The following is a 24,678-nucleotide window of genomic DNA, read 5'->3' on the forward strand; positions in this document are numbered from 1 at the left end:
GCTCTCGTTTACTCCGCGCCGCCGCCCTCGGCCTCGCGCCGGCGCTCGGCCAGCTCGTGGCGGTAAGCGATGGCGGCCAGGCGGCGGAATTCCTCCTGCAAGGCGTCCAGCCAGCGTTCGTCGACGAAGAGCTGCGGCGGCAGCGCCTTGCAGGCCTGGTACAGCGCCTGCAGCAAGGTGGAATGCTCGCTGTGGCGGCTGAGCAAGGCGGTGTCGCCCACCGTCTCCGCCAGCAGGCCGTCCAGCTGCTGCGGCTGTTGCAACAGCGACAGCAGGAACAACAGCCAGTCCGCCTCGCTGGGGTTGAAGGCGCATACCTGCGGGTTGGCCAGCATGCGGCCGACAAAGAGCGCGTCGGCCGAACGCAGCAGCTTGAGCTGGCTCAGCCGGCCCAGCAGATTGCCGAACTCCAGCCGCGAACAGCTGGCGTCCAGCGAATCGATGTCGGCCAGCAGCGCGCCTTCGATGAAATCCAGCACCACCGCCCGGCGCTGGTAGCCGTAGCTGCCCACCCAGTCGGCGTAAATCTCCACTTCCGCCGCCTCGCTCTCCAGAAACTGGCGGTAGCTGGCGCGCAGCAGGCCGGGACTCAGGGACAAAGCCTTGCCGAACAGCCTCGCCTTCAGCGCGCAATTGATGCCGGCTTTCAAAGGCTTGGCCTCGGCTTGCTCCTCCACCTGCTTGAGCAGGGCCTGCAGGCGTTTGCGTACCACCTCGTCCAGCTGACGGCGGCGCAGCAGTTCGCGCAGCACCAGCACCAGATCGCTGTCGTCCGGGAACAAGGAACGCGCCTGGCGCAGCAAGTCCTCGGCGCTGATCCCGTGGGACTTGGCCACGTTCACGATCTGCTGCGCCTTGGGCTGGGCTTCCTCGTCCAGCACCCGTTCGAAACTGTCGGCCAGATGGCCCAGCTTCTTGTCGTAATCGCGGCGGTTGCGGAACTGGGTCAACGCCGCCGACATTTCATCGGTGGACTGGACGAAGCGCTGCACCTCGGCCGCCGGGCTGGCGTCCTCCACCTGCTGCGCGTCCGCCTGCCGGGCCTCGCCCTGGCGCTGGGCGTCGCGCTGGGCGTCCAGCTTGCCCTGATGCTTGGGCGAGCGGACGCCGAAGACCGGCGGCGGACGGCCGCTAATGTCCACGCGTCGCGCCCTTGGCCGCGCCCTCGGCGCGCTGTTCGCGGTCCAGATAATCCCGCACCCATTGCTGCAGCGGATCGCTGGAGATGCCGCCCTCCTTGGCCACCGCCGCCGACAGATCGCTGGCGTCCGGCGTCAGCGGGTCGTCGATCTCGCGCGGCTGAATCAGGAACACGCGCACGGTATTGCTCTGGTTCTGGCTGCGGTAGCGGAACAGGCCGCCCACCAGCGGCAAGCTGCCCAAGAACGGCACCTTGTTGTTCTGCTCGATATTGGCGTCGCGGGTGTAACCGCCTATCAACAGGCTCTTGCCCTGCGGCACCCGGGCCACGGTGCTGATGCGGGTGCGGCCCACCTCGGGCAAGGCGTCCTGCGGGTCCTTGTCGTAATCCGGGCTCTTGGCCTCGCGGCCGTCCTCGATATTCAGCGACATCTCGATCTGGCCGTCGGCGGAGAAGCGCGGCAGCACGCTGACCAGGGTGCCGTAGGTCACGTGCTGCAGGCTGGCATTGCGCTCGCCCACCAGCTTGGCGTAGAAGGTGCGGTTATTGTCGAAGATGGCCGGCACGTTTTCCTGGGTCAGCACCACCGGGCGCGACACCACATTGGCCTTGTTCTTCTGCGACAGCGCCATCACCGAGGCGATGAAGCGGGTGCCGTCCAGCGTGCTGATCGAATTGCTGGGGTTCAGCGCCACGCCCAGCTTGTTGCCCACGGTGACGCTGCCGCTCCAGTTGACGCCCAATTGATCCAGATCGCCCTTGTCCAGATCGATGATCCACAGCGACAGCTCCACATGGCGCTTGGCCACGTCCAGCGCCAGCGCCAGGTTTTCGATGAAGCGCACCTGTTCGGTGGTGCCCTTGATCAGCAGGCTGTTGGTGTCCGGATAGGCGATCACCTTGATGTCACCGGCCGCCGTGTCCTGCTTCAGCGCGTCGGGCAGGCTGAGGCCGGCCTGGTAGGCCGGCGCCTTGAGCTCCCCGCCGGCGGGAAAGTCCGGCATCGCCGGGATGTCGCTGCCCCGCGCCGGCGGCCGCGCCGGATTGGCGGCGGTCTGCAAGGGCTTGTCCTCGCCCTGCAGCAGCTTCTCTATCACCGTGGCCATGCCGGGGATGACGATTTTCTGGTCGCGCAACTCATAGCTGCGGTCGCTGACGAAGGTGTTGTTGAGCCGCACCACGCCTATCTTCTGCCGACCCAGCTCGATGCCGTCGCTCTGCTTGTCCATGAAGCCGGCGGCGTTGACCACCAGATCCACGAAGACCGGCGGCCCGGACACGTAGAAAGTGCCGCTGCGGTTGTCTCCGCGCAGCGGATAGCGCTTGTCGTAGAGGCCGGACTTGCGCAGGAAGTCGTTGAAGGCGGAGAGCGAGACATTGCGCAGCGACACCACCGCGTTGCGGGTTTCGCTGGCGTCGTAGACGTAGATGGCCTGGCCGTCGTGATACCAGATCAGGCCCAGCTGCTGGGTCATCTTGTCCAGCAGCGCCTGCGGATTGGCCAGGTCGAAATCGCCGCTGATCTGCTTGCGCGCCGCCTGCTTGCTGACGATCACCGGCTTTTTCAGCCGCGAGGAAATCGCGTCGAAGAAAGAACGCAGGCCCTCCTTCTTGGCGACGTAGCCGGCGGAGTCGGCGGCGCGCGCCGGTTCCGGCGCGGCGGCGGCCGGCAGGGCCGCGAGCAGCGTCGCGGCCAGCAGCGCGGCGGATAAAAAGCTTCGATTCATTTGGTGGCCAGTTGAATGATATTGGACAGACCGCGCGGCGACACGCCGATCAGTCCCTTGATTTCGTTGGAAAAATGCGACGACGAGGCGTAGCCGTGCTTGAGCGCCACCTGGGTCAGGTTTTCCCGTCCCTCCGCCACGTCCAGCAGCGAGCGGGCCATGCGCCAGTCGCGCAGCTCGGTCTTGGCCGCGTTGCCCAAGGCGTGGCGGCACAAGCGGCGGAAGTGGGAGTAGGACACGCCGTAGCGTTCGCCCAGCGCCTGCAGCTTGTCGCCGCAGGTGGACTGGGCCAGCAGGAAGCGCACCAGCCAATAGCTCTCGCTGCGGCGCAATAGCGACAGCAGCGCGGCGAAGGCCGGCGACGGCGTCAACACCTGCAGCAAGAACCAGTATTCGCAGCGCTTGCGGTCCTGCCAGGCGCTCAGATCGGCCAGCGGCAACTGCGCGCAACGCGCCTCGCCAGCCGGCGCGTCCGCGTCGCGGGCCTCGTCGGTCTTGGCTTCGTCGACAAAAGCCAGCAGCTTGCTCAAGGGCTCCAGCCGGACCGGCTGGAAGGCCAGCGCGCCGGCGGCCACGCTCACATCCACGCGGTCCAGCAGCAGCAGGCCCTGCCAATCCGCCGCCAGGGTCAGCGTTTCCGCGCCCTCTTCCCAGCTCAATTCCAGCCGCGCCTCTTCCCGGCGCGGCGGCAGCAGCCAGACGTCCTGGGCCGGCGCGCAGCGCTTGGCGGCGGCCTCCAAAGTCTCCAGCGGGAGCAACACATCGTTATCGGTCATCGGTCAAACGCCCTGCGGGGCTCGTGCTTGGACCGGGAAAGTGTCCCCCAGCGCCGCGGGCGAATCCTGATGCAAATCTGATGGGATCCCGAGTTTTCGCTCCAGCGCCCGCCAGATAGAAAGAACAGGCCCGCCGCGACGGCCCTCGCGCGGCGCAGGCCGCAGCGAGCGCGCAGGCGCGCCCCGCTTGAGCCGGGATCAGCGCCGCGATTATCCCTTTCCCCGCCGCGGGCAACTTTCAACTATCGACCATGGCGCCGGCTTTTCGCCATCCGTAAGAACGCTCAGCAAAACTACGCGGGCGCGGCCGCGCCGCCGCCGTGCTATAGGCAGAGATAGGCCCGACATGCCAAATAAATGATCGAACCAAAATCAAAAACCGCCGTGCTGCCGATGGAGAGAATGCGATGGCCCAGTTGACCCCTACCCTGCGCCGGGGAGCGGCGTTGCTCTTGCTGTTGAGCCTGGCCGGCTGCCGGGACGGCGAGCCCAAGCCCGGCACCGTGCTGGACGAAGCCAAGCAGGCCCAACGCACGGTGGAATCCTTCCCCGCCGCCGACGAGGACTACTTCAAGGACATGGACAGCGCGGTGGCGCTGGACGCCGCCGAAGTCAAAGGCCGCAACACCTGGCTGGTGTGGACCGGCGGCAACGACAGGCTGTGGGATAAGCTCGCCACCGTCAGCGTGGGCAATCTGGACCTGCTCAAAACCCTGTCCTCCCATCCCGGCCTCAAGTTCAGCCGCGACAACCGCTGGAACTATCTGGGCCTGGTCAACGAGCCCTGTTTCGACAAGGCGGGCGGCCCGGACGACAAGCGCTTCGGCCTGTGGCTGGACCAACGCCGCGCCGATTGCCCGAAAGACCCGTTCGAGAACGAGCAGAAATATCCGGGCGTGGCCATAGGCGCGCGCGGCAAGAACCTGCCCGCCGGCTCCTTCTACGGCTACGCCACCGGCGTGGTGGGCCTGCGCCTGTTCCCCAACCCGGCCTTCGACGAAGCCGCGGCCAAGAAATGGGACGCCAAGCGCTATTACGAAGACCCGACGTATTACAACGACAAGGACCTGATCCGCCCCTACCGCGTGGGCATGTCCTGTGCGTTCTGCCACGTCGGCCCCAATCCGGTGAAACCGCCGGCGGACCCGGAACATCCGAAGTGGGAAAACCTGAGCTCCAACGTCGGCGCCCAGTATTTCTGGGTGGACCGCATCTTCTCCTGGCAGGCGGACCCCAGCAGCTTCCCCTTCCAGCTGTTCCACACCTCGCGCCCCGGCGCGCTGGACACCTCGCTGATCTCCACCGACTCCATCAACAACCCGCGCACCATGAACGCGGTGTACGGCCTGGGGCCGCGGCTGGACATCGCCAAGCGCTGGGGCAAGGAAACCTTGGCCGGCGGCGGGCTCAACAACAAGCAGTTCAACGACTTCGTCAAAGACGGCCCGCTGACCCAGTTCTTCCAGCCGCCCAAGACCGTATGGACGCCGCGGGTGCTGAAAGACGGCTCGGACTCGGTGGGCGCGCTGGGCGCGCTGAACCGCGTGTATCTGAACATCGGCCTGTTCAGCGAGGAATGGCTGCTGCATTTCAACCCGCTGGTGGGCGGCAAGACCATCACCCCGATCCAGATCGCCGACGCGCGCAAGAACTCGGTGTACTGGCAATCCACCGAGCAGCAGACCGTGAACATGGCGCTGTTCTTCCTGAAGAGCACGGACCCGCACAAGCTGAAGGACGCCCCCGGCGGCGAGCAATACCTGAGCCGCGACGCCGCCCAGCTCAGCCGCGGCAAGGTGGTGTTCGCGGAAAACTGCGCGCGCTGCCACTCCAGCAAGCTGCCGCCCAAAGTGCCGCCGCTGGACCCCACCGCCGGCTGCGCCGGCCCGGACTACCTGGGCTGCTTCAACAAATACTGGGACTGGACCAAGACCGAGGACTTCAAATCGCAAATGCGCCAGATCGTCCAGGCCGACGACTTCCTGAAGGACAACTACCTGTCCACCGAGCTGCGGGTGCCGGTAACCCTGCTGCAGACCAATGCCTGCAGCCCGCTGGCCACCAATGCGCTCAAGGGCAATATCTGGGACAACTTCTCGTCCAAAACCTATAAAGACCTGCCCTCGGTCGGCGAGATCACCGTGCACAACCCCTTCACCGGCGCGCCCTCGCAATACAAGATGCCGGCCGGCGGCCGCGGCTACACCCGTCCCGCCTCCTTGATCAGCGTCTGGTCCACCGCGCCCTTCCTGCTCAACAACAGCCTGGGCAAATTCAACCCCAGCCCGTCGGTGGCCGCGCGCATGGAGTCCTTCAACGACTCCATCCAGAAACTGCTGTGGCCGGAAAAACGTGAGAAGGACACGATGCTGGGCGCCAAAATCCCCGGCCTGATAGACCGCACCACCGCCCGCAGCTATCTGCGCGTGCCCACCGGCTACCTGCCGGACGCGCTGCAAGAACTGCAAGGCCCGCTGCAACGCTATCTGCCCTGGCTGTTCGGCAAGGACGGCGTGGAACTGGGCCCGATTCCGGCCGGCACCCCGGTCAATCTGATCTCCAACCTGCAGGTGACGCTGGACAACCCCTCGCTGGGCGAACGGCTCAAGCACGACAAGAAGCTGCTGGACCTGCTGCTCAAGATCAAGCACGACCTCAAGGCGCTGCCGCCGGGCGCCAGCGACGAAGAGGCGCGCAAGGTGTTCGCCAACCTGGCGCAGCCGATGCTTGAGCTGAGCACCTGCCCGGACTTCGAGGTCAACCGCGGCCATTACTTCGGCACCGGCTACCAAAGCAAGGAACCCGGCCTCAGCGACAGCGACAAGTACGCGCTGATCGAATTCCTGAAAACCTTCTAAAGGCGCTCCATGGACGAATACGAATACATCGTGGTGGGTTCCGGCGCCGGCGGCGGCACGCTGGCGGCGCGGCTGGCCGAGGCCGGGCACCGGGTCATGCTGCTGGAGGCCGGCGGCGACCCGCGCGCGCTCAAGGGCGGCGACGCCTGGCAGCCCCAGGCGGAACGGCTGCCCGACGATTACGATGTGCCGGTGTTCCACGCGCTGGCCTCGGAAAACGAGGCGATGAAACTGGACTACTTCGTCCGCCACTACGCCGACGACGCCCAGCAAAAGCGCGACCCCAAATACCGCGCGCAATGGAACGGCCAGAACGTGGACGGCGTGCTCTATCCGCGCGCCGGCACGCTGGGCGGCTGCACCGCCCACAACGCCATGATCACCGTCTACCCGCACAACGCGGACTGGGACGGCATCGCCCAGCTCACCGGCGACCCCAGCTGGCGCGCGGACCACATGCGCGGCTATTTCGAACGGCTGGAGAACTGCCACCACCGCCCGCTCTACCGCTGGCTGGGCCTGCTCGGCGTCAACCCCACCCGCCACGGCTGGCGCGGCTGGCTGCAAACCGAGAAGGCGATCCCGGAATCCGCGCTGGGCGACGCCGGCCTGGTGGACACCCTGCTGGTATCGGTGGACAAGGTCTTCCAGGAGGTGGACGTGCCGCACCGCAGCTGGCGCTGGCTGCTGCAAGGCCAGGCCGATCCCAACGACTGGCGGCTGGTGCGCGACAACGCCGTCGGCGTCTGCTACCCGCCGCTGGCCACCCGCAACCATCAACGCAACGGCAGCCGCGAACGGGTGCTGGACGCGGCGGCCCGCCACCCGGACCGGCTGCGCGTCGAGCTGGACGCGCTGGCCACCCGGGTGCTGTTCGACGAAGGGCAGCGCGCGGTCGGCGTGGAATACCTGAAGGGCGCCGGCCTTTACCGCGCCAGCGGCCGGGTCAGCGACGCCGCCGGCGAGCGCCGCGAAGTCCGCTGCAGCCGCGAAGTCATCCTGGCCGGCGGCGCCTTCAACAGCCCTCAGCTGCTGATGCTGTCCGGCATCGGTCCGGCCGCCCATTTGCAAGAGCACGGCATCGCGCCGCGGGTGGACCTGCCCGGCGTCGGCCAGAACCTGCAGGACCGCTACGAAGTGGGCGTGGTCAACCGGATGAACTTCAAGCACTGGGAAGTGCTGAAAGACGCGGAATTCGCGCCCGGCGACCCGCAATACAAGCAATGGGCGGAAGGCCGCAAGGGCGTTTACACCACCAATGGCGCGGTGCTGGCGGTGATCCGCCGCTCGGCGCAGGAACGGCCGCTGCCGGACCTGTTCTGCTTCGCGCTGCTGGGCCTGTTCAAAGGCTATTTCCCCGGCTACTCGCGCCTGTTCCCCGAACACCTGAACTACCTGACCTGGGCCATTCTCAAGGCGCACACCAATAACCGCGCCGGCACGGTGAAGCTGCGCTCCGCCGACCCGCGCGACCCGCCGGACATCAACTTCCACTACTTCGAGGAAGGCAGCGCCGGCGGCGATCAGGATCTGGACTCGGTGGTGGAAGGCATCAAGTTCGTGCGCAGCCTGACCGCCGATCTGAAAAAGCAGAACCTGATCGCGGAGGAGGAACTGCCCGGCGAGGCGCTGCAAAGCGATGACGAACTGCGTCAGTTCGTCCGCGACAACGCCTGGGGCCACCATGCCTCCTGCAGCTGCGCGATCGGCGCGCGCGAAACCGGCGGCGTGCTGGACAGCCGTTTCCGCGTCCACGGCGTCAGCGGCCTGCGCGTGGTGGACGCCTCGGTGTTTCCGCGCATTCCCGGCTTCTTCATCGTCTCCGCGGTCTACATGATCGCGGAGAAGGCGGCGGAGGCGATTTTGGAAGACGCCAAGCGCTCATAAGCGCTGCGGGATGGCGTCCAGGCGCGAACCGGCCTTGCCGAGTGGCCTTTAGGCGTGGAGAGGATAGGGAAGCAAACCCATATCATCTCCCCGCCCCATCCGCGCCGCCACCTCGACCCATTCCGTCGGAAAGGACCCGATGAGCACCCCGACCCAGCCCTTCTCCCAAGTCCACGCCGACGAACGCGCCGGCCTCGCCGCCGCGCGGGCGGAAGAAGGCGTGGAACGTCCAGGCGGCGGCGAAGCGCCGCAAACCGGCCTCGCCTTCTCCGGCGGCGGCATCCGCAGCGCCACCTTCAACCTGGGCGTGCTGCAGGCGCTGGCCAGCAGCCGCTGGCTGCGTGAGTTCGACTACCTGTCCACCGTGTCCGGCGGCGGCTACCTCGGCGGCTGGCTGTCCGCGCTCAAGCGCCGCGCCGGCAACGCCGGCATGGAACAGACGCTGCGCGACCATCAGGGCCGCCAGCCGGCCATCCAGTTCCTGCGCGACTACAGCAACTACCTGACGCCCAAGACCGGCCTGTTCAGCCTGGACACTCTGTCCGCCGTCATCACCTACTGGCGCAACTTCATCCTCAACCAGATCGTGCTGCAAAGCCTGCTGCTGGCGCTGCTGCTGGGCCCCCATTTCCTGGTGGGCCTGGCGCGCAGCCTCGCCGCCTGGCCCTACGCGGGCTCCGCCGCGCTGGCCGTGGCCGCCGCCTCCGCCGTGCTGTCCGCCCTGCTGGCGCGCGCCACCACCCGCGACGGCAAAACCGCCGCCTCGCCCAATGCCCCGGCCTGCAGCATAGGGCTATTGCTGCTCTTCTGTTACGCGATGGCGGTGTTCACCCTCCAGCAACTGGAAAACCGCGCCGATTTCTGGCACCAGCTGCCGCTGTGGCGGGTGGCCCTGGTCTCCAGTCTGGCCTACGCCGGCTACTGGGCCTTGCTCGCGCGCGGCTTCAGCCAGCTGCGCGGCAACGGCTATCTGCGCAGCGTGCTGTGGGCGCTGCTGGCCGGCCTGGCCGGCGGCGGCAAGCTGTGGCTCTTGCTGCAGGCGCTGGATTACGGCCTGGGCATCCGCGCGCCGCTGGCCCAGGCCTGGTATGTGGTGGCCGGCGCCTTCGCCGTGCTGCCGCCGGTGTTCGCCCTCAGCGCCGCGCTGCACATCGGCCTGGTCAAACGCAGCTTCTCCGATCTGCAGCGCGAATGGTGGTCGCGCCTGGGCGGCCTGCTGCTGGCACTGGATCTGGCGCTGGTGCTGCTGTTCCTCGTGGTGGCGCTGTCGCTGCCGCTGCTGGCGGTGACCGCCGACTGGCTGCGCGCGCTGACCCTGCCGGCCTGGCTGCTGACCACCTTGGCCGCGGTCTGGCAAGGCCAGTCCGCCAAAACCGGCTGCGGCCAGTCCGCCGACTGGCGCGACCTGGTCGCCCGCATCGGGCCTTACATCTTCGTCGCCGGCTTGCTGATCCTGCTCAGCGCCGGCCTCAGCTGGCTGCTGGCGGCGCTGGAGATCCACGCCGACGGCTGGCAGCTGCGCCAGCAGTTGTGCGGCTTTCAGCGCTGCGGCCTCAGCGATTGGACCGCGCTGCATTTCGCCGCCTCGGAACAACAGGGCATGGGCGGCGGGCTGTACGCGGCGCTGATCCTGGCCTTCGTCGGACTGGCCGTGTTCGCCTCCTCCCGCTTCGACATCAATCTGTTCTCGCTGCACAACTTCTACCGCAACCGGCTGACGCGCGGCTATCTGGGCGCCAGCGCGCCGCAACGGGCGGACACGGTCAACCGCTTCACCGGCTTCAACGCCGGCGACGACCTGCCGCTGGCCGAGCTGGCCGGCTCGCCTTCCGGCCCGCCGCAGCGGCCCTACCACCTGATCAACACCGCCCTCAATCTGGTGGCCGGCGACGACCTGGCCTGGCAGCAGCGCAAGGCCGCCTCCTTCACCTTCACCCCGCTGTACTGCGGCTACAAATTTCCCGACAGCGCGCCGGAAGTCATCGACGCCTTCGTGCCCACCCGCGCCTATATGCACGACGACGCCACCGGGGCCGAGCAGGGACCGATGCTAGGCTCGCTGATGGCGGTGTCCGGCGCCGCGGTCAGCCCCAACCAGGGTTATCACAGCTCTCCGGCGGTGACTTTTCTGCTGACGGTGTTCAATGTGCGGCTGGGACGCTGGTGCCCCAATCCGGGCAAGCCCGGCGCCGCGCTGCAGGCGATGTCCCCGCCGCAGGGCTGGGTCTATCTATTGAATGAATTGCTGGGCCGGACCAACGCCCGTTCGGACTTCGTCTATCTCAGCGACGGCGGCCACTTCGAAAACCTGGGCCTGTATGAACTGCTGCGGCGGGAATGCCGGCTGATCGTGATCAGCGATGCCGGTCAGGACGAACAAATGACTTTCGAGGACCTGGGCAACGCCATCCGCAAATGCCGGATAGACCTGGGCGCGGAAATCCACATCGACGTGGACGCCATCCGCCGCGATCCGGCCACCGGCCTCAGCCGGTCCGCCTTCGCCGTCGGCTACATCCGCTACGCCTCCGGCGCCAACGGCCACCTGCTCTACCTGAAGCCCTGCCTGCAAGGCCAGGGCATGGAGCCGGTGGACGTGCTGCAATACCGGGCCGAACATCCGGCCTTCCCGCACCAGTCCACGCTCAATCAGTGGTTCGACGAATCCCAGTTCGAGAGCTACCGCAAACTGGGGCTGTGCATAGGCGAACAGGCGGTGAGGGAACTGGACCGCAACGGCGCGGGTTGGCTGGCGGCGGACGGCGGCGGCGCCTGAGCGGGAACAGGCTGAACGTTTCCGGTCCGCCGTCCGGCGTCTCGCTATGCGTATTGGATCATGAGCAGGCGCTTAGAGCCGCTAACAAAAGCTCGCAGAGAACCTGAGCCAAGGCGCGCCGACGCAGAAAACGAAGTTTCTGCGAAGCTACAGTACAAGTCGTACGGCAAGGAGGCGCAACGCAGGATCAGGGGTTTTGTTAGCGGGTCTTAGGCCATGTTCTTATTGATGCGCCACATCGATAGGAAGCCTAAGTTCGCTATAGTCGGCAGGCATTGGTGCTTTACTTTCAGGCATGCCTTTAATCTTATGTAGCATATCTTTGCTCGGCAATATAAATTGCCCATCGTTTCGGGACAATATCAACTCATTGATATTTCCACCACTCTTTAAATGCTGAATGACCTCATCAACACCAAATGCGCGCGACTCATTTAAAGGATGATCCCCTTTATTCACCCAAATATGCATATGCAAGGTAGCGGTTGAAGGCGCCACCGGAAAATGGAAAAACAACTTCACCTTATCTTTTTCAGCAGACACCCCATAGGTATCAACTAAACACTGAAGGCTATCCCGCTTTAGTTTTTCCAGCATTCCAACATCGCTTTGCTCCAAATCCAATATAGAAGTCAATGACTTCACACCTGATTTTAACTCGGCGTTATATTGATTTAATTCCTCACTCTGATTCACCGCTACTTTTTCTATTGAAGGGTCACCCTTCATTTCCTGAATCAAGTCATGGGGTAAAGCAGGATGAACGGCCCAGGCCGTCAGCTGGATGCCTTCTGGCCTAGCGGCCAAATCCGTGACTTGTCCAGCGGTGTAGGTTTGCGACATGTAGGGAATATTCGGATAAATCAGAAACCCATTGCCCGTCCCCAACGGGGCAGAGTAATGGAAGATATCTGGATTTTTTTTATATACCTCATTGTATACCTTATCGCCAGGTTCCCGGCTGTTACCGCGTAGCAGCTCAACCAGGAACTGGGTAGTATTTTCGTTTTTGTACGTTTCCTGGAGCTGCGCCAGGTTTGTTGTTGTCAGCCTTACCTGAGCCAGGTCCTTAGTTTGATACTTTTGCAAACCTCTTGGGTTTAGCCATCTGAAACTACCATAGTCGTCTTCAGATTGTTTGGATATATAGACACCATGGGTTAAATCGGCGGCGCCGGATTTGTCTTGCTTAATCAACACCTGATACCTGTCTTGATTTAGCTGGCTCAGGATTTTCCGGTTGTCATCAATGCCGTAAGCATCCAATGTTCTGCGGATCGCAGAGCTTTCGTGTTGTGTCAGGCTGGCCTGAGAGTTACGTACTGCCTGTACATCTAGGGTCTCATGGCATAAGCGACTCGAGTCAGCGGGCAAAGTCGCAGCAGAAGGCCGCAACGCTTGAATTGAAATCATGAGTTATCTCCTGTAATTGTCATATTGCACGTTGCAGGTGCGTTGGCTGCACTTAGTCACTCAGGCGTACTGATCGCACTCCAACGAACAAAAGGCCAAGTATAAATATTACAAAGGCAGATTTAGAACATTGTCGTGCACGCCTTTAAATGGAATACCGTTAATATCCTTAATGGAATCTGAGGTCGGCAAAAAATAATTCCCCCCGTTTCGGTCAAGAACAAGATCGCCAATCTCTTTCCCGGACTTAAGATGCGCAATAATCGCGTCGAGATCGAAAGACCTCGGTTCATTCAGCGGGTGATCGCCTTTGTTTACCCAGGTGTGCAAGTGAAGCGTGGCGGTTTTCTCTGCAACGGGAAAATGGAAAAACATTCTGGTATTGTCATGTTCATTTACAGCATATACATTTCGAAGATGTTGCACTGTCTCTTGTCGCAATTTTTCGAGCTGCGGAAGATGCTCTTGTTTTAAACTCAGAATGCTGGTCAAGGAGTCAATCTGTGTTTTTTCATCAATCATCTTTTGTGGCATCTTCTGGCTTGCCTCAAGCCTCTCAGGGCCTGATTGATGATTTCTCGATTCCAGAAATGAGGACTGTATACCCGGATGAATCGCGTAGGTGCACAAGATGATGCCATGTTTGCTATTTTTGAGTGTTTCGGGAGCGTTGACATAGGCATCCAACACTTTTGCATCGCAGTACGGTGTATTGGGACTAATGAGATATCCATGTTGCGTGCTGTCAATTGGCGAAACAAACTGCGCCAGACTCTCATTCCGGCGATAAAGATCAGTATCTAGGCAGGCCTCTGCATTAAGTACCTTGGTGAGAAAATCCGGCAAGGGAGTCTTCGAATAGGTCTCGCCAAGCTGTGTTAACTGATCTTTATTCGTAAAGCTAATAACAGCGACATCTGGGGTTTGATATTTCATCAGCCCCTTTGGATTTAACCAGTTAAAATTGCCATAGCCATCCTCACCCTGTTTGGACACATAGGCACCGTGGGTTAAATCAGAGTTACCTGATTGGTCTTTTTTAATCAACACATGGTATTTATCCTGATTTAGCTGACTTAACGCTTTCCGATTATCATCTATACCGTAGATGTCCAGCGTTCTGTGCATCGGCGAGTTTTGAGTATTGTGCACTGCCCGCACATTTAGGGACTGATTGCGCTGATGACTTTGCTCAGTCGGCGTAATAGAGGTAGAACGATGCAACGTTTGGACTTGGATCATTATCTATATCCTAATAGAATGCGTTTGTATTATTAAACTCCCACCTGGCAAACAACACCGTCAACCAGAATACTTCCTCACCAGCGCCTTTATATCAGCCTGCGCGATTGACTTGGCGTGGATATCGAGCTCGTCAATATTGACGCCTTGCGCCGCCAATCGAGCTAAAAGATGCTCTAGCTGAGGCCGCTGCGGCATATAGTGGCCGGAATCCAGATGAAATGATTTCGCTTTTCCCTGTGCAATGAGTATCATGCCCGCTGATAAAACCGGCTTACCTTCTGTCGTCGAAGTATGCTGCCATTTGCCTTTTTCATATGGATGAACAAAGATATTTCCATCTCGATGGACAACAATGGCAGCGTGGCCCTCCATCCCGGCCTTACCTGGCAGATGTGTCGTATCTAATAATTTACCCCCTACTTTCCATTCACCCTGTGAAAGCGTTACCCGATAATTAGCGGCTTGATCTGAGGATAGATAATTGATATAGCCGACATCCTGCGACAGAGGATGCTTAGGTTTATTCTTGAGCGTATTGATTTCAACATCGGGATGCTGATCAATCCACTGGAATAGCCCGACCTTGCTATTAGCGTCTTCCTGCCATGCGCTTAATGCACCAGACTGGGCATCAAAACCATTCAACGAAACCCTATCGCGATGCTTCGGATCTTTAATTTCCAGCCAGTATTTTGGATTAGCACCTGCTTCCCCACGGCTTTTTCTTGGCATCATTTCCATAATGAATTGCGCGGCTTCTTTGAAACGCATCATGCTTGGGGAGTTTTTTATTGTTTTAACCGGCAGTAACTGAGGTCCACCCTGCTGTTCTGCTTGGCATCTGCCGACCTGGGCGATGTGATTGACTTTAATTTCCAGCATCAAACATCCCTCCTCATCGGTGGCTAGACACAATCTTTAGCGCGCCATAAAAACCATAAATAACTTCACTGAATTTATTCTCAAGCAATGCGCTCGGGCTAATCAATGCTTTTAATTCGAAACCATCATTGCACTTACCCAATGTCAAGTGACCCGTTTCAACATATTCCATTACAGTTGTGAGAACAGGCATGATGTGCCTGGCATTGTCTATCAACAGCTCCTCACCAATCGGGACAAATGACCAAATGAAGAGGCGATCGTCGACCAGCGAAATATTAATAGACAGCCCTTCATTTAGATCAATGGCTATGGTTGAGTGTGAGTCAAAGCCATGCAACAATTGGTCTGAAACGCCCAGCTCGGTCAGTGCATCGCGAACCAAGGAACTAAGTTCATGATGAATATTTTGAGAGAATGATAATGAACTGTAGGTCACAGAATTCAACGACCTGCCCAAGGAGTGGGTTTGATCATCCATTTTTTCGCTCATGGCATTTCCTTTTTCTGCGCCGCACGGCCCAGTGGTTTGTCCTCGGACTGCAAGCCGGCCTTCAATTGACTGAACAAGCCGCGTAGTTGTTTTTCCTGCTGATATTGCTTGGCATCCGGGAATAGCGTATTCACTTGTTCGTGGACTTCCTTATTCACCGCGTAAGCGCCGAATGGTTTCGAATCCACCCACAAATTCACCGTGCTGTTCGGGTTTTTCTCCAACCCTCCGCGCAGATATTTCTGCTGGCTGTCGCCAGGCTTGGAGCCAAGCCAAACCATATGGATTTCCGACGACACTGCCTTGAAATCGCTCTTATCGTAAATCTGAGCAAAACGCTTGCTGGCCTGCACCGATTCCACGCCGGTATTGGAGGACGAGGTTTGAAGCAGACGAACTCCGACTGAATTCAGCATCATGTCTGCGACTCCTGAAAATTAAGAAAATAAAACAGTCGGAAGTATTTAAATCCAAGCCAAGATCAAGCACTTCCAAAAAGCGCTCACCTAAGCCGCGGGCGCCCAGCTGACATAAAAAAACGGCGCGCCAAATTGGCGCGCCGCTTGCGTCTGAAACCGTCCCGGCTTCAGCGCCGGGCCTGGCGATAGGGCGCCAGCACCTCGGCCAGTTCCGCCCGGTCCTCATGCGGAGCCAGCACCGCCAGTTTCGACAGATCCATCTTGCCGTTCAGAAAATCCAGCAGCCGCTCCAGATCGTCCAGATCGCTCATATAGTGGCCGGAAGACAGCATCAGCGACCTGGCCTTGCCCTCGCTCAGCTCTATCATCGCCGCCGCCCGCACCGGCTTGCCGGCGCTGGCGCTGGTATGGTGCAGCCGCCCCAGCACCGCGTCGTGGACAAACAGCCTGTCGTCCCGGTCCAGCACCAAGATGGCGTAGCCGGGCATGCCCAGCTTGCCCTTGGAGCCGGCGGTGTCGATAGCCGTGCCGTCCGGCCGCCGCCATACGCCGTCGGCCACCTCCGCCAGATAGGGCTGGAGCGCGGCGGCGTCGCTCAGATAGCTGACTTGCGGCGCGTCGCCCAAGCGCGCCATCCGCGGCGGCTGGCCCGGCTTGGCCAGGTTGATTTCCAGCTGCGGGCGGGCGTCCATCCAGGCGAAGAAGTTTTCCCTGGCGCTGTCCCCGCTGGCCACCCATTGCCGGTGCGCCGGCTGTGCGTACTCCCGGTAGCGATGGCGAGGGTCGCGCGCCTCGCGCAACTCTTCGTCCACCAGTCCGGTTTCGCCTTCTTTGGGCATCAGCGCGGCGACGAAACGGGCGATGTCGCGGAAACGCTCCAAGGGCCGCGGCGCGGGCTCGCCCACGCTGTCGACGCCCTTGAAGGCCTGCGCCAGCCGGCTGGGCGCCGCCGTCGGCGTCGCTTCCGGTCGCGGCGGCGGCATGGCCGCGCCGCTAGCCGAGATTCTCATGCGCTTTGATCCTCTTCATCTTTAATCCACCGCCGCTAGAATCCACCGCCGCTAGCGCGCCAGCGGCAGTTCTTCCCAACCGGCGAAACTCTGCTTGTCCGCCTGCCATAAGGGAAGCTGGCGCTCCATCATCGCGTCCACTTCCTTCAGCGCTGCGTCCCCGGCGGGCCTGGAGCCGCCGACAGCGTAAGCTTCCATCGCGGCGAAGAAATCCGCGCCGTCCGCGCCCTGGCGCCGCAGGTAGTAATCGGCCTCCCGCCGCACCGCCGAGCCCGGCTCGGCCAGCTTGCGGCACAAGGCTTCCAGCGCCGGGCGCTGCGCCTCTCTCATCGCGGGCCAACGCTCGCTCTCGTCCACCGCCTTCAGGTGCAGATAATGCATCAGCGGCGCGCTCAGGCTGTTGTCGCCCCAGCGCTCGCCCAGCACCGCGGTGGCGGAGGCGCCGGCGTTAAGGCCCAGCTCCAGGGATACGCCCGGCTGCAGCGGCACGCCGCCGGAGGCGGACAGGCCAAGGTTGCCGCTGGCGCTGACCCGGCTCAGTTGCAGCCGGAAGCCGGCGGCTTCGGCCGGGAAATCGGCCTGGGTCTGGTATTGCGGCCGGTAAAAGCGCAGCAGCAGGGTCAGCGCGCCGCCGCCTTGCAGCCCCGCGGAACTTTGCAGGCCGGCCAGCGCCGCCGGCACTTCGGCGGCCAGGCCGTGCGGCGCCAGCTGCGCGCTCAGCGCGTCGCGCAAGGCGTCCAGCGGCCAAGAGCCGCTCAGATTGCCGGACAGGCTGATCCTCACGTCCTTGTAATCCCCGGCTCGCACCGGATTGTGATGCACCCGGGTGCGTTCGGTCAGCGAGGCTTCCGCTTTCAGGCCCAGCGGCCCCAGCGCGCCGCCCAGATCCAGCGCGACGCTGCGGTCGCGGATCTGCAGGCGCAGCACGTCATGGAAGCTGGTTCGCTTGGCCAGCGCCGCCGCGTCGTGACGGACGGGCGGCGCGTACAGCCGAGGCGCCAGCTCGTCCAGGCTCTGCAACAAGGCCTCGTCGCCCTTGCCCGCCGCGCTCAGGGTCAGCGCGGCGTGGGCCAGCGCCATATTGGCCAGCGTTTCCTCGCGGCTTCCCGCGCGCCAGGCGGCCTGGATGGATCGTTCCACCGCCGCGCCGCCCTGACGCTTGCCGATGCCGGCGTCCAATTGCTGGGCGACGGCGCAGAAATGTTCGAATTCGGCGCGCAGGCCGTCCGCGGCGTCGCGCAGCCGCTCCGGCGTCTGTTCGCGCAGCGCCGCCATGCTCTGCGCGCCGCTGAGCCAGCTCAGCGGATGATTGCGCGCGTCCGCGCCCATCAGCGCGGCGGCTTTTTGTTCGATGCCGGCCAGCCGCTGTTGCGCGATCGTCGCGTTGCGCGCCGCGCCCTGCTCCTGGCGCAGGCCTTGCCAGATCGGGGTCAGCGCGTCGGCCTGGATGTCGATGCGCTCCACCGCCGCGCCAACGCCGACGCCGACGCCCGCGGCTTCGGCGCGCGCCGAGGCGCTGCCCTTGACGCTGTCCACCGTGCTGGGCGGCAGATAGGGCGTCTGCGCGCCGGGCAGGGACGCGGCGCTGTCGCGCTGGCCCAGCCAGCCCAGCAATACGCCCAGCCGCTGCTGCTGATCCGCCGCCTGCTGTTGCAATTGCTGGTACTGACGCAACTCATTGCCGTGGCCGGGACGGAACAAGCGGATCAAGGCGCCCACCGCGGTGCGGGCGCTGACGCCCAGGGTGTCTCGGCGCGAGCCGTGAGCTAGTTGGTCCGCCTTCAGTTTGACGAAGGCGGTGGCGCTGGCGTATTCGGTCGCCACGGTGCGTTGGCGGCGCCCCTCCACCGCGCCGGACAAGGAGGCGACGCCGACGCCGCCCTGAATTCCGGCGCGCGCGGACACCGCCTTGCCCTGGTTCTGGAACACGAAGCCTTCGTCGTCGTTGTCCATGCCGCGGCTCCAGGCCAGGCCCACGCTGAAGGTGGCCTTGGCGCCGGCGCCGGCCTCGCCCAGTCCCAGGCCGACCCCAACCGAAGCGCCGACATTGCGCTCCTGGCTGGCGCCCGGCTGATCAAAGCGCTGGAATTGCGGCAGCAGTTGCGCTTCCGCCTCCGTCCGCGCCAACTGCGCCCAGGCCGCCTGGCCCAACAGGGCCAGCCGCTGGCCCAGTTCCGCCAGCGGGCTGCCCGGCCTCGCCGCGCGCGCCAGCGCTTCCATGTCCAACGACAGCCGCGCGCATTCTTTAATGTCCAGCGGCGTCTGCGCGTCGCCGGCCGCCAATTTCTGCCGCAAGCTTTCCACGATGGCCACCGTCTTGGGCGCCACCGCGTGGCTGCGCGGCAGGATGTTCAGCGCCTGCACCCAGCGCGGCCAGCGCGAGCGTTCCGGCTCCGCCTGGCGATACGCTTCGCGTTTCATCGCCAGCAGGGTCTGGCCCAGGTCTTCGCGCCGCAAGCGCAGCTTGTCGTCGCTGAGGACCACCTGGCTGCCGCGCGCCGGCGGCGCGTCTTCCACGCGGCGTTCCGCCGCGCCGCGCGCGCCGCTCAAGGCGGCGGCCAGGCCCTGCGCCGGCCGCGGCGCCGAAGATTCCGATAAGCGGCGGAAGCCCTGCAACCGCACCGTACCCGCCCCGCTTGCAACTGTGTCCAACATGGATGCCTCCTCGCGCCGCATCGCGGCTCAAACGCCGGGCCGGGCCCGGAGCGACTGCCTAGTTTTCGCCGTTGCCGGCTTTCAAGTTCGCGGCCAACGCCAAGGGCGACGGCCTTTCCGCTTGCAATTCCCGCCCCATCTCCGTCCAGCCCAGCAGCAGCCCCTGCAATTGCCCGCGCGCCTCGGGACTGACTGTCCCGTCTTTCACGCCCTGGGCCGCCAAATCGCAATATTTAGCGCAGTCCCGAGCCAGCTCGGCTATCACGGCCTGCCAGGCGTCGGCCTGCTTGGACGCCGGCTTCTGTTCGACAGCCGGCGCTTGCGCCGTCATGCCGCCGCCGCGCAGCGCGGCCGCGAACGGGCTCTGCGCCGGCGCGGACGGCGCGCCTGGCTGCGGCTCGGACAGCGTCGCCAAACGGGGGGAATTGGCGGTCGGCTTCGACGAAACATTAAAAGACATTTCAAACGCTCCTGATTTGGCGGCGAGGCCAGAACAACGGTGATGAGGGGCCGCCGGCGCATGCTCGGCGACAGCGTCAAACTACCCCAACGCCGGCAACCGAACTTGCATAAATCGGCCGCGGCCTCGTCCGAGCCGCCCCCCCTCGTTTTTGAGAGTTTTCCCATTTGTAGCAAGCACTCCCTCACGTAGTATTCCTACATACATCAATTTATGCGAAGGAAATCAAAAACCTCCCTAACAACCCGATGACATAACAACAGGACAAACAAGACCATGTCATTCGCTGAACATTTTTTGCAAGCTGGCCCTCGGCGGCAAAAGTACCATCCACTCTCTCTGTTTTTATGACCGGATAAAGGCTTTGAGCGCCAGTTGACGACACTGGCAATTCCAGGCGACAGCGGGCGGGAAGCGGCGGACACACGCCGCGCGATGCGAATCCGCAGCCGGCCCCAAGAACCAGCGCAAATCACCCAACAGATCCACCGAACAAAAAACACGCCGACATGCCGCGATGCTACGGGGAATAGCACACAAGTCGCAGCATTGGTCGACTCGATCCGCATGGTCCGCCATGCGCTATTGCGCCGTGCGCGCAAGAGGAACTAGAAGATGGCGTTACATAAAGATGGCTTCATGAACAGGCAATTTGTTTTTGGCGACTTCGTCCTTCACTTCGACGGCATGCTGCTGCACCGCGAGCAGCAGATCAGCATTCCGCCCAAGGAACTAGCTGTGCTGACCACCCTGCTGGAAGCGGCGGGAGAGCTGGTCAGCAAGGACGCGCTGCTGGACCGAGTCTGGCCGGACGGCGAAGTCAACGAAGAGTCGCTGACCCGCTGTATCTACGCGCTGCGGCGCATCCTGCTGGAAACCAAGGATTGCCGTTATATCGACACGGTGTACGGCAAGGGCTATCGCTTCAGCCGCCCGGTGGCCATGGTGTCCAAACCCACGCCGCTGGCGGCGCAATGCTCGGTGGCTGTGCTGCCCTTCCGCACCCATCCGCAGCTGGACGCGGTCAGCCTGCACAACGCTCTGGTGCAATGCCTGTCGCGCTACTCGCCGTTCGGCCTGATCGTGCTGCCGGCCACCATCACCCAGAACTGCCGCGACGTCACCGACATCGTGGCGATGATCGATCAGCTGCGCCCGGACTACTACCTGGCCGGCCAGACCCTGCAGCAAGGCGGCGTCTGGAAGCTGCGGGTGGAATTGGTGCGCGCCGCCGGCCATCAGCTGATCCACCATGAAAGCATAGAGCTGAGCCCGGAACAGCCGATCACCGCGCTGCAAACCCGGCTGGCCAGCCTGTTGCCGCAACGCATTCCCGGCCTGCGCTGGAACCAGGGCCAGAACAACGAGCTGGGCTCGCTGGACATGGCCATCACCTATCTGAACGGCCGCCACGAACTGCAGCAGCACACCCCGTCCAGCCTGCGTCGCGCGCTGATGCTGCTGCGCCAGTGCGTCAACGCCGGCCCCAGCCACGCGCTGCCTTACTGCAGCCTGGCCGAGTGCTATCTGACCCTGGCCCAGCTGGGCCTGTTCGATCAGGCCCAGGCGCTGATCCAGGCGCAACAGGCGGTGAACAAGGCGGTGGAACTGGACGCGGCCAACCCGCAGGCGCTGGGACTGCTGGCCTTGCTCAGCAGCATGCGCTCGGAGCAGGCGGTGGCCGAGGCGCTGTTCGAACAGGCGCGGCTGCTGGCGCCGGATGCCGTCGACATCCATTACTACCACGCCTGGCATTTATTCCTGTCCGGCAAGCTGGCCCAGGCGCAGCAGGCGCTGGACGCCTGCCTGGAACGCGACCCCTCGCGCATCTCCGCCAGCATTCTGAAGCTGTGGCTGACCTATTACGAACACCGCATCGACGACGCGGTGTCGCTGGGCAAGCGCCAGCTCTGCCAATACGGCCAGAACCACCCGGTGCTGCAAAGCGTGCTGGCGCTGCTGCTGGGGCTGCAAGGCCAGCACGCGCAAGCCGACGAACTGGTGCAGGCGGTGCGCGACTCCGGCGAGGAAGCCGGCCTGCTCGCCCTCAATCACAGCTACGTGGACTACTGCCGTCGCGGCGACGCGGCGCTGCCGGCGTTGCGCGCCTTCCTCGCCAAGGTGGACAGCCGCCAGGTGCGCTCCAGCCTGCTGCCGCTGATCCTGGCCGCGCAGGGCCCGGAGGCCGCGGTCCAGCATTGGCGCCAATTGCAGGCTGAAGGCTATCTGTGGATCAAGGCCTGGCGCCACGATCCGCGACTGAGCGAGCTGGCGGAACACGCTCAGCCCTGCCAGCCGGAGGCCGCGTGATCCGCGTCTGTCTGTTGTCCGCCCTCTTCTTGTGCGCCGGCGCGGCGCGGGCGGACTGCTGGGATCGCGCCGGCCGCATGTTCAATATCGCGCCGGACTTGCTCTACGCCATCGCCCAGCAGGAGTCCGGGCTCAAGCCGGACGCGGTGGGCCGCAACCGCGACGGCAGCCGGGACCTGGGCCTGATGCAGATCAACAGCACCCATCTGCCGCGGCTGCGCCAGCTGGGCGTCACCGAACCGCAGCTGATGGGCGACGCCTGTCTGTCCGTGGTCGTCGGCGCCTCCATCCTGGCCGAGATGATGAAACGTTACGGTTATTCCTGGGAAGCGGTGGGCGCTTACAACGCCGGCACCGCGCCCAGCCGCCGCGCCTTGCGCATGCGTTACGCCGAGCAAGTGTGGCGGCGCTACCAGAAGCTGCGCCAAGCCGCCCCACCCCCAAGCAAGGAGCTCTCATGATTCGCTCGCTTTCTCCCGCCCCGCGCGCGCTGTCCGCGACGCCGCCGCCCACCGCCCCCAAGCCCAGTCCCTCCTCGGCCTGGACCGCCCAGTTGCGCGGCGTCAGCCAGGGCGCCGCGCCCCAGCCCGCGCCGCGCACGGCGCAGCCCGGCCGCTCGATAGGCCTGCTGCGGCAAGCTTTCCAGCAAGCCGCGCCCCAGGCCCGCGCGGAAACGTCGGCTCGACCCATGGCCAAACTGCAGCAGCCCGCGCCCCTGGCGGACGTCGGCCCGGCCCGCGCCGACGCCGCGCCGACGCCCAAACGCGACCCGATGGCATTGCTGCGCCAACGCATGACGCCCGAGGCGCTCAAGGATTTCGAGCAGAAACTGGCGGACACCGCCGGCAAGCGCGCCCCGGCCAAGGCGCCTCAAGCGCCGGCCGCCGTCGTACAAGCCGCGCCGGCCGCGGCAGCCCCGCCAGCAGCCCCGGTCCTGGCCGCCGCGCCGCAGCCGACGCAGCCCGGTCAGATTCCACCGCCGCCGCCTCCGCCTCCCCCACCGCCGCCGCCGCCCGTCAACGCGGCGGCCCCGGCGGCCGGCCCGGCGCGCGCCTGGAACAAGGTCGCGGCGGCCAGCGTGGCCGATATCCAGCAACTGCGTGACGAACAAAGCCAGAAACTGCGCAAGGAGCCGGGTTCCAAGCCCTCCGCCGCCTCGCCGGCGGGAGCGGAGCTCATCAACGAATTGAAAGAGCGACAGCAAAAAATGGCGGCGCGGGCCGCCGGCGCTCAGCTGCGGTAATTCCGCAACTCTCCCGATCCCCCTTTACATGGCGGCCGCCGCTTCCGCGGCACGCCGCCATGCTTTTTCCCTCCTCCCCGAATCTGATTCCCCTCCCGAGATTTCATCGGTTTTCCATCAGGAATCCGTCCCCGCATGTCCGTAAAGTGGATGCCAACATCGCAGAACCTTGCGCACTCACCGACAGACACCATGGCAGCTGAAGACATCACTCTCTCCGCGCCGGCGCCCATCGTGGTCCGCCTGCTCAACAGCCCGCTGCGCGGCTGCGAATTCCTGCTGCAGCCAGGCAAGACCCTGTTCCTGGTCGGCCCCGCCGCCGCCCTGACCGAGGCCGGCCAATTGCCGGAATTGCCGGCAGACGCCCTGTTCATTCCTCTGGAGCAAGGCGGGGTCAATTTCGAAGTGCTGATCGACCGCGCCGAACCCGACCGGGTGACGCTGCGCGAACTGCGCGACGCCGGCGTGGACGAGCGTCCGGCCGAATTCAACCGCCCGCTGCGCATCGGCGCGCTGGAACTGGCCTTGCGGCCGGAGCACCTGTCCTGGTCGCCGGAAGTGCTGGGCCACGGCCAGGACGCGCCGCCGCCGGAACAAAAACCGGCGCGCCGCCACGCCGCCGCCGCGGTGGCGCTGGCGGTGATCGCCGCGCTATTGCTGGCCGGCGGCGGCTACTGGCTGTGGAACACCCCGCAACGCCAGGCCTCGGAATTGAACGCGCTGCTGGGACGCGACAGCCAGCGCTTCCAGGTGCTGCCCGGCCGCGACGGCGTGTTCTACGTCTCCGCCGCCAATGAGCGCGACAGCGCCTGGGCGCGGCAAGTGCTGGCGCGCGGCGACTACAACCGCCCGGCGCAGGTGCTCAGCCCTCAGCAGGAAAACGAACGCATGGGCCGCTGGCTGGCGGATAACTACCCCCACCTGCCCTATTACCGCTTGCAGCTGGACAACCCTCGCCGGCCGCAGCTGTGGGTCAGCCAACAGCGCGCCGCGCTGGGCGGGCCGGCCAGCCAAGCGCTGTCGCAGCGGCTGGCCGAGCAGATGCCCTACGCCGACGCGGTGGACATCGTGCCGGTGGACGACGCCGCTGCCGCGAGCCAGGCCGAAACCGGCCTGTCGCGCCAGGCGCTGCCCTTCACCCGCAGCGAGCAGCCCAACGGCGTCACCTTCGTGATCCAGGGCGCGCTGGACGACGGCGAACTATTGCGCGCGCGCCGCTTCGTCGACGACTACTACCGCCAGTGGGGCGGCCGCTACGTGCAATTCGCCATTGAATTGAAGGACGACTGGCTCAAGGGCAAGTCCTTCAAGTACGGCAACCAGGGTTACGTCAAGATGGCGACCGGCCACTGGTACTTCCCCAAACCTCTGTAAACCCAAAGG

18 protein-coding genes are annotated in these 24,678 nt (G+C 63.9%); 7 read left to right on the top strand and 11 right to left on the bottom strand.

The window, feature by feature from the left end:
* Positions 1–8: 8 nt before the first annotated feature.
* The 3 genes from JC616_RS21685 to invF are packed head-to-tail and all read right to left on the bottom strand — an operon-like array spanning position 9 to position 3,644.
* Positions 9–1,142 carry a YopN/LcrE/InvE/MxiC type III secretion system gatekeeper gene (locus JC616_RS21685; RefSeq protein WP_304502826.1) on the bottom strand — a complete coding sequence of 378 codons (1,134 nt, stop codon included), beginning with the start codon at positions 1,140–1,142 and terminating at the stop codon, positions 9–11.
* Complete coding sequence (sctC, locus tag JC616_RS21690; RefSeq protein ID WP_305883571.1) at positions 1,132–2,868, bottom strand: type III secretion system outer membrane ring subunit SctC; 1,737 nt, start codon at positions 2,866–2,868, stop codon at positions 1,132–1,134. The genes JC616_RS21685 and sctC overlap by 11 nt, the downstream gene beginning before the upstream one ends.
* Positions 2,865–3,644, bottom strand: coding sequence for an AraC family transcriptional regulator InvF (gene invF / locus JC616_RS21695; RefSeq protein WP_107800831.1), 780 nt, complete (start codon positions 3,642–3,644; stop codon positions 2,865–2,867). Before invF ends, sctC begins: the two co-directional genes overlap by 4 nt.
* 407 nt (positions 3,645–4,051) lie before the next feature.
* Between invF and JC616_RS21700 the strand changes: the two genes are divergently transcribed.
* The 3 genes from JC616_RS21700 to JC616_RS21710 all read left to right on the top strand — a co-directional run bounded on the left by JC616_RS21700 (position 4,052) and on the right by JC616_RS21710 (position 11,165).
* Complete coding sequence (locus tag JC616_RS21700; RefSeq protein WP_107800832.1) at positions 4,052–6,502, top strand: c-type cytochrome; 2,451 nt, start codon at positions 4,052–4,054, stop codon at positions 6,500–6,502.
* Positions 6,503–6,511: 9 nt separating this feature from the next.
* Positions 6,512–8,389, top strand: a complete 1,878-nt coding sequence (locus JC616_RS21705; RefSeq protein ID WP_227105389.1) for a GMC family oxidoreductase — start codon at positions 6,512–6,514, stop codon at positions 8,387–8,389.
* Positions 8,390–8,528: 139 nt separating this feature from the next.
* Complete coding sequence (locus tag JC616_RS21710) at positions 8,529–11,165, top strand: patatin-like phospholipase domain-containing protein (protein ID WP_227105391.1); 2,637 nt, start codon at positions 8,529–8,531, stop codon at positions 11,163–11,165.
* A gap of 222 nt (positions 11,166–11,387) precedes the next feature.
* On the opposite strand, the gene JC616_RS21715 is transcribed toward JC616_RS21710, so the two are convergent.
* From JC616_RS21715 to JC616_RS21750, 8 genes are all read right to left on the bottom strand, one after another.
* Positions 11,388–12,578 carry a m7GpppX diphosphatase gene (locus tag JC616_RS21715; protein ID WP_227105393.1) on the bottom strand — a complete coding sequence of 397 codons (1,191 nt, stop codon included), beginning with the start codon at positions 12,576–12,578 and terminating at the stop codon, positions 11,388–11,390.
* 108 nt (positions 12,579–12,686) lie between these two features.
* Positions 12,687–13,820 (bottom strand): hypothetical protein, encoded by a 1,134-nt coding sequence (locus JC616_RS21720; protein WP_227105395.1) that lies wholly within the window; start codon positions 13,818–13,820, stop codon positions 12,687–12,689.
* 60 nt (positions 13,821–13,880) lie between these two features.
* Positions 13,881–14,705 carry a hypothetical protein gene (locus JC616_RS21725; RefSeq protein ID WP_227105397.1) on the bottom strand — a complete coding sequence of 275 codons (825 nt, stop codon included), beginning with the start codon at positions 14,703–14,705 and terminating at the stop codon, positions 13,881–13,883.
* Between the two features lie 13 nt (positions 14,706–14,718).
* Complete coding sequence (locus tag JC616_RS21730; protein ID WP_227105400.1) at positions 14,719–15,198, bottom strand: InvB/SpaK family type III secretion system chaperone; 480 nt, start codon at positions 15,196–15,198, stop codon at positions 14,719–14,721.
* Entirely contained in the window at positions 15,195–15,617 is a 423-nt protein-coding gene (locus tag JC616_RS21735) for a TcdA/TcdB catalytic glycosyltransferase domain-containing protein (RefSeq protein WP_227105402.1), read from the bottom strand. The genes JC616_RS21730 and JC616_RS21735 overlap by 4 nt, the downstream gene beginning before the upstream one ends.
* Before the next feature lie 167 nt (positions 15,618–15,784).
* On the bottom strand, positions 15,785–16,627 hold the full coding sequence (locus JC616_RS21740) for a hypothetical protein (RefSeq protein WP_227105404.1): 843 nt from the start codon (positions 16,625–16,627) through the stop codon (positions 15,785–15,787).
* A 51-nt stretch (positions 16,628–16,678) separates the two neighbouring features.
* On the bottom strand, positions 16,679–19,282 hold the full coding sequence (locus tag JC616_RS21745; RefSeq protein ID WP_227105406.1) for a hypothetical protein: 2,604 nt from the start codon (positions 19,280–19,282) through the stop codon (positions 16,679–16,681).
* Positions 19,283–19,340: 58 nt separating this feature from the next.
* Positions 19,341–19,742, bottom strand: a complete 402-nt coding sequence (locus JC616_RS21750; RefSeq protein ID WP_227105408.1) for a hypothetical protein — start codon at positions 19,740–19,742, stop codon at positions 19,341–19,343.
* 615 nt (positions 19,743–20,357) lie between these two features.
* Between JC616_RS21750 and JC616_RS21755 the strand changes: the two genes are divergently transcribed.
* The 4 genes from JC616_RS21755 to JC616_RS21770 all read left to right on the top strand — a co-directional run bounded on the left by JC616_RS21755 (position 20,358) and on the right by JC616_RS21770 (position 24,669).
* Complete coding sequence (locus JC616_RS21755; RefSeq protein ID WP_227105410.1) at positions 20,358–22,052, top strand: HilA/EilA family virulence transcriptional regulator; 1,695 nt, start codon at positions 20,358–20,360, stop codon at positions 22,050–22,052.
* The gene (gene iagB, locus JC616_RS21760; RefSeq protein WP_304502823.1) at positions 22,049–22,513 is read left to right on the top strand and encodes a type III secretion system invasion protein IagB; all 465 of its coding nucleotides are present in this window, start codon (positions 22,049–22,051) and stop codon (positions 22,511–22,513) included. The genes JC616_RS21755 and iagB overlap by 4 nt, the downstream gene beginning before the upstream one ends.
* A complete protein-coding gene (locus JC616_RS21765; protein ID WP_227105412.1) occupies positions 22,510–23,295 on the top strand; it encodes a hypothetical protein in 786 nt (261 codons plus the stop codon). The genes iagB and JC616_RS21765 overlap by 4 nt, the downstream gene beginning before the upstream one ends.
* Before the next feature lie 192 nt (positions 23,296–23,487).
* Positions 23,488–24,669, top strand: coding sequence for a PrgH/EprH family type III secretion inner membrane ring protein (locus JC616_RS21770; protein WP_107800843.1), 1,182 nt, complete (start codon positions 23,488–23,490; stop codon positions 24,667–24,669).
* Positions 24,670–24,678 lie beyond the last annotated feature (9 nt).

It is taken from the genome of Chromobacterium rhizoryzae (assembly GCF_020544465.1).
Taxonomy (GTDB): domain Bacteria; phylum Pseudomonadota; class Gammaproteobacteria; order Burkholderiales; family Chromobacteriaceae; genus Chromobacterium.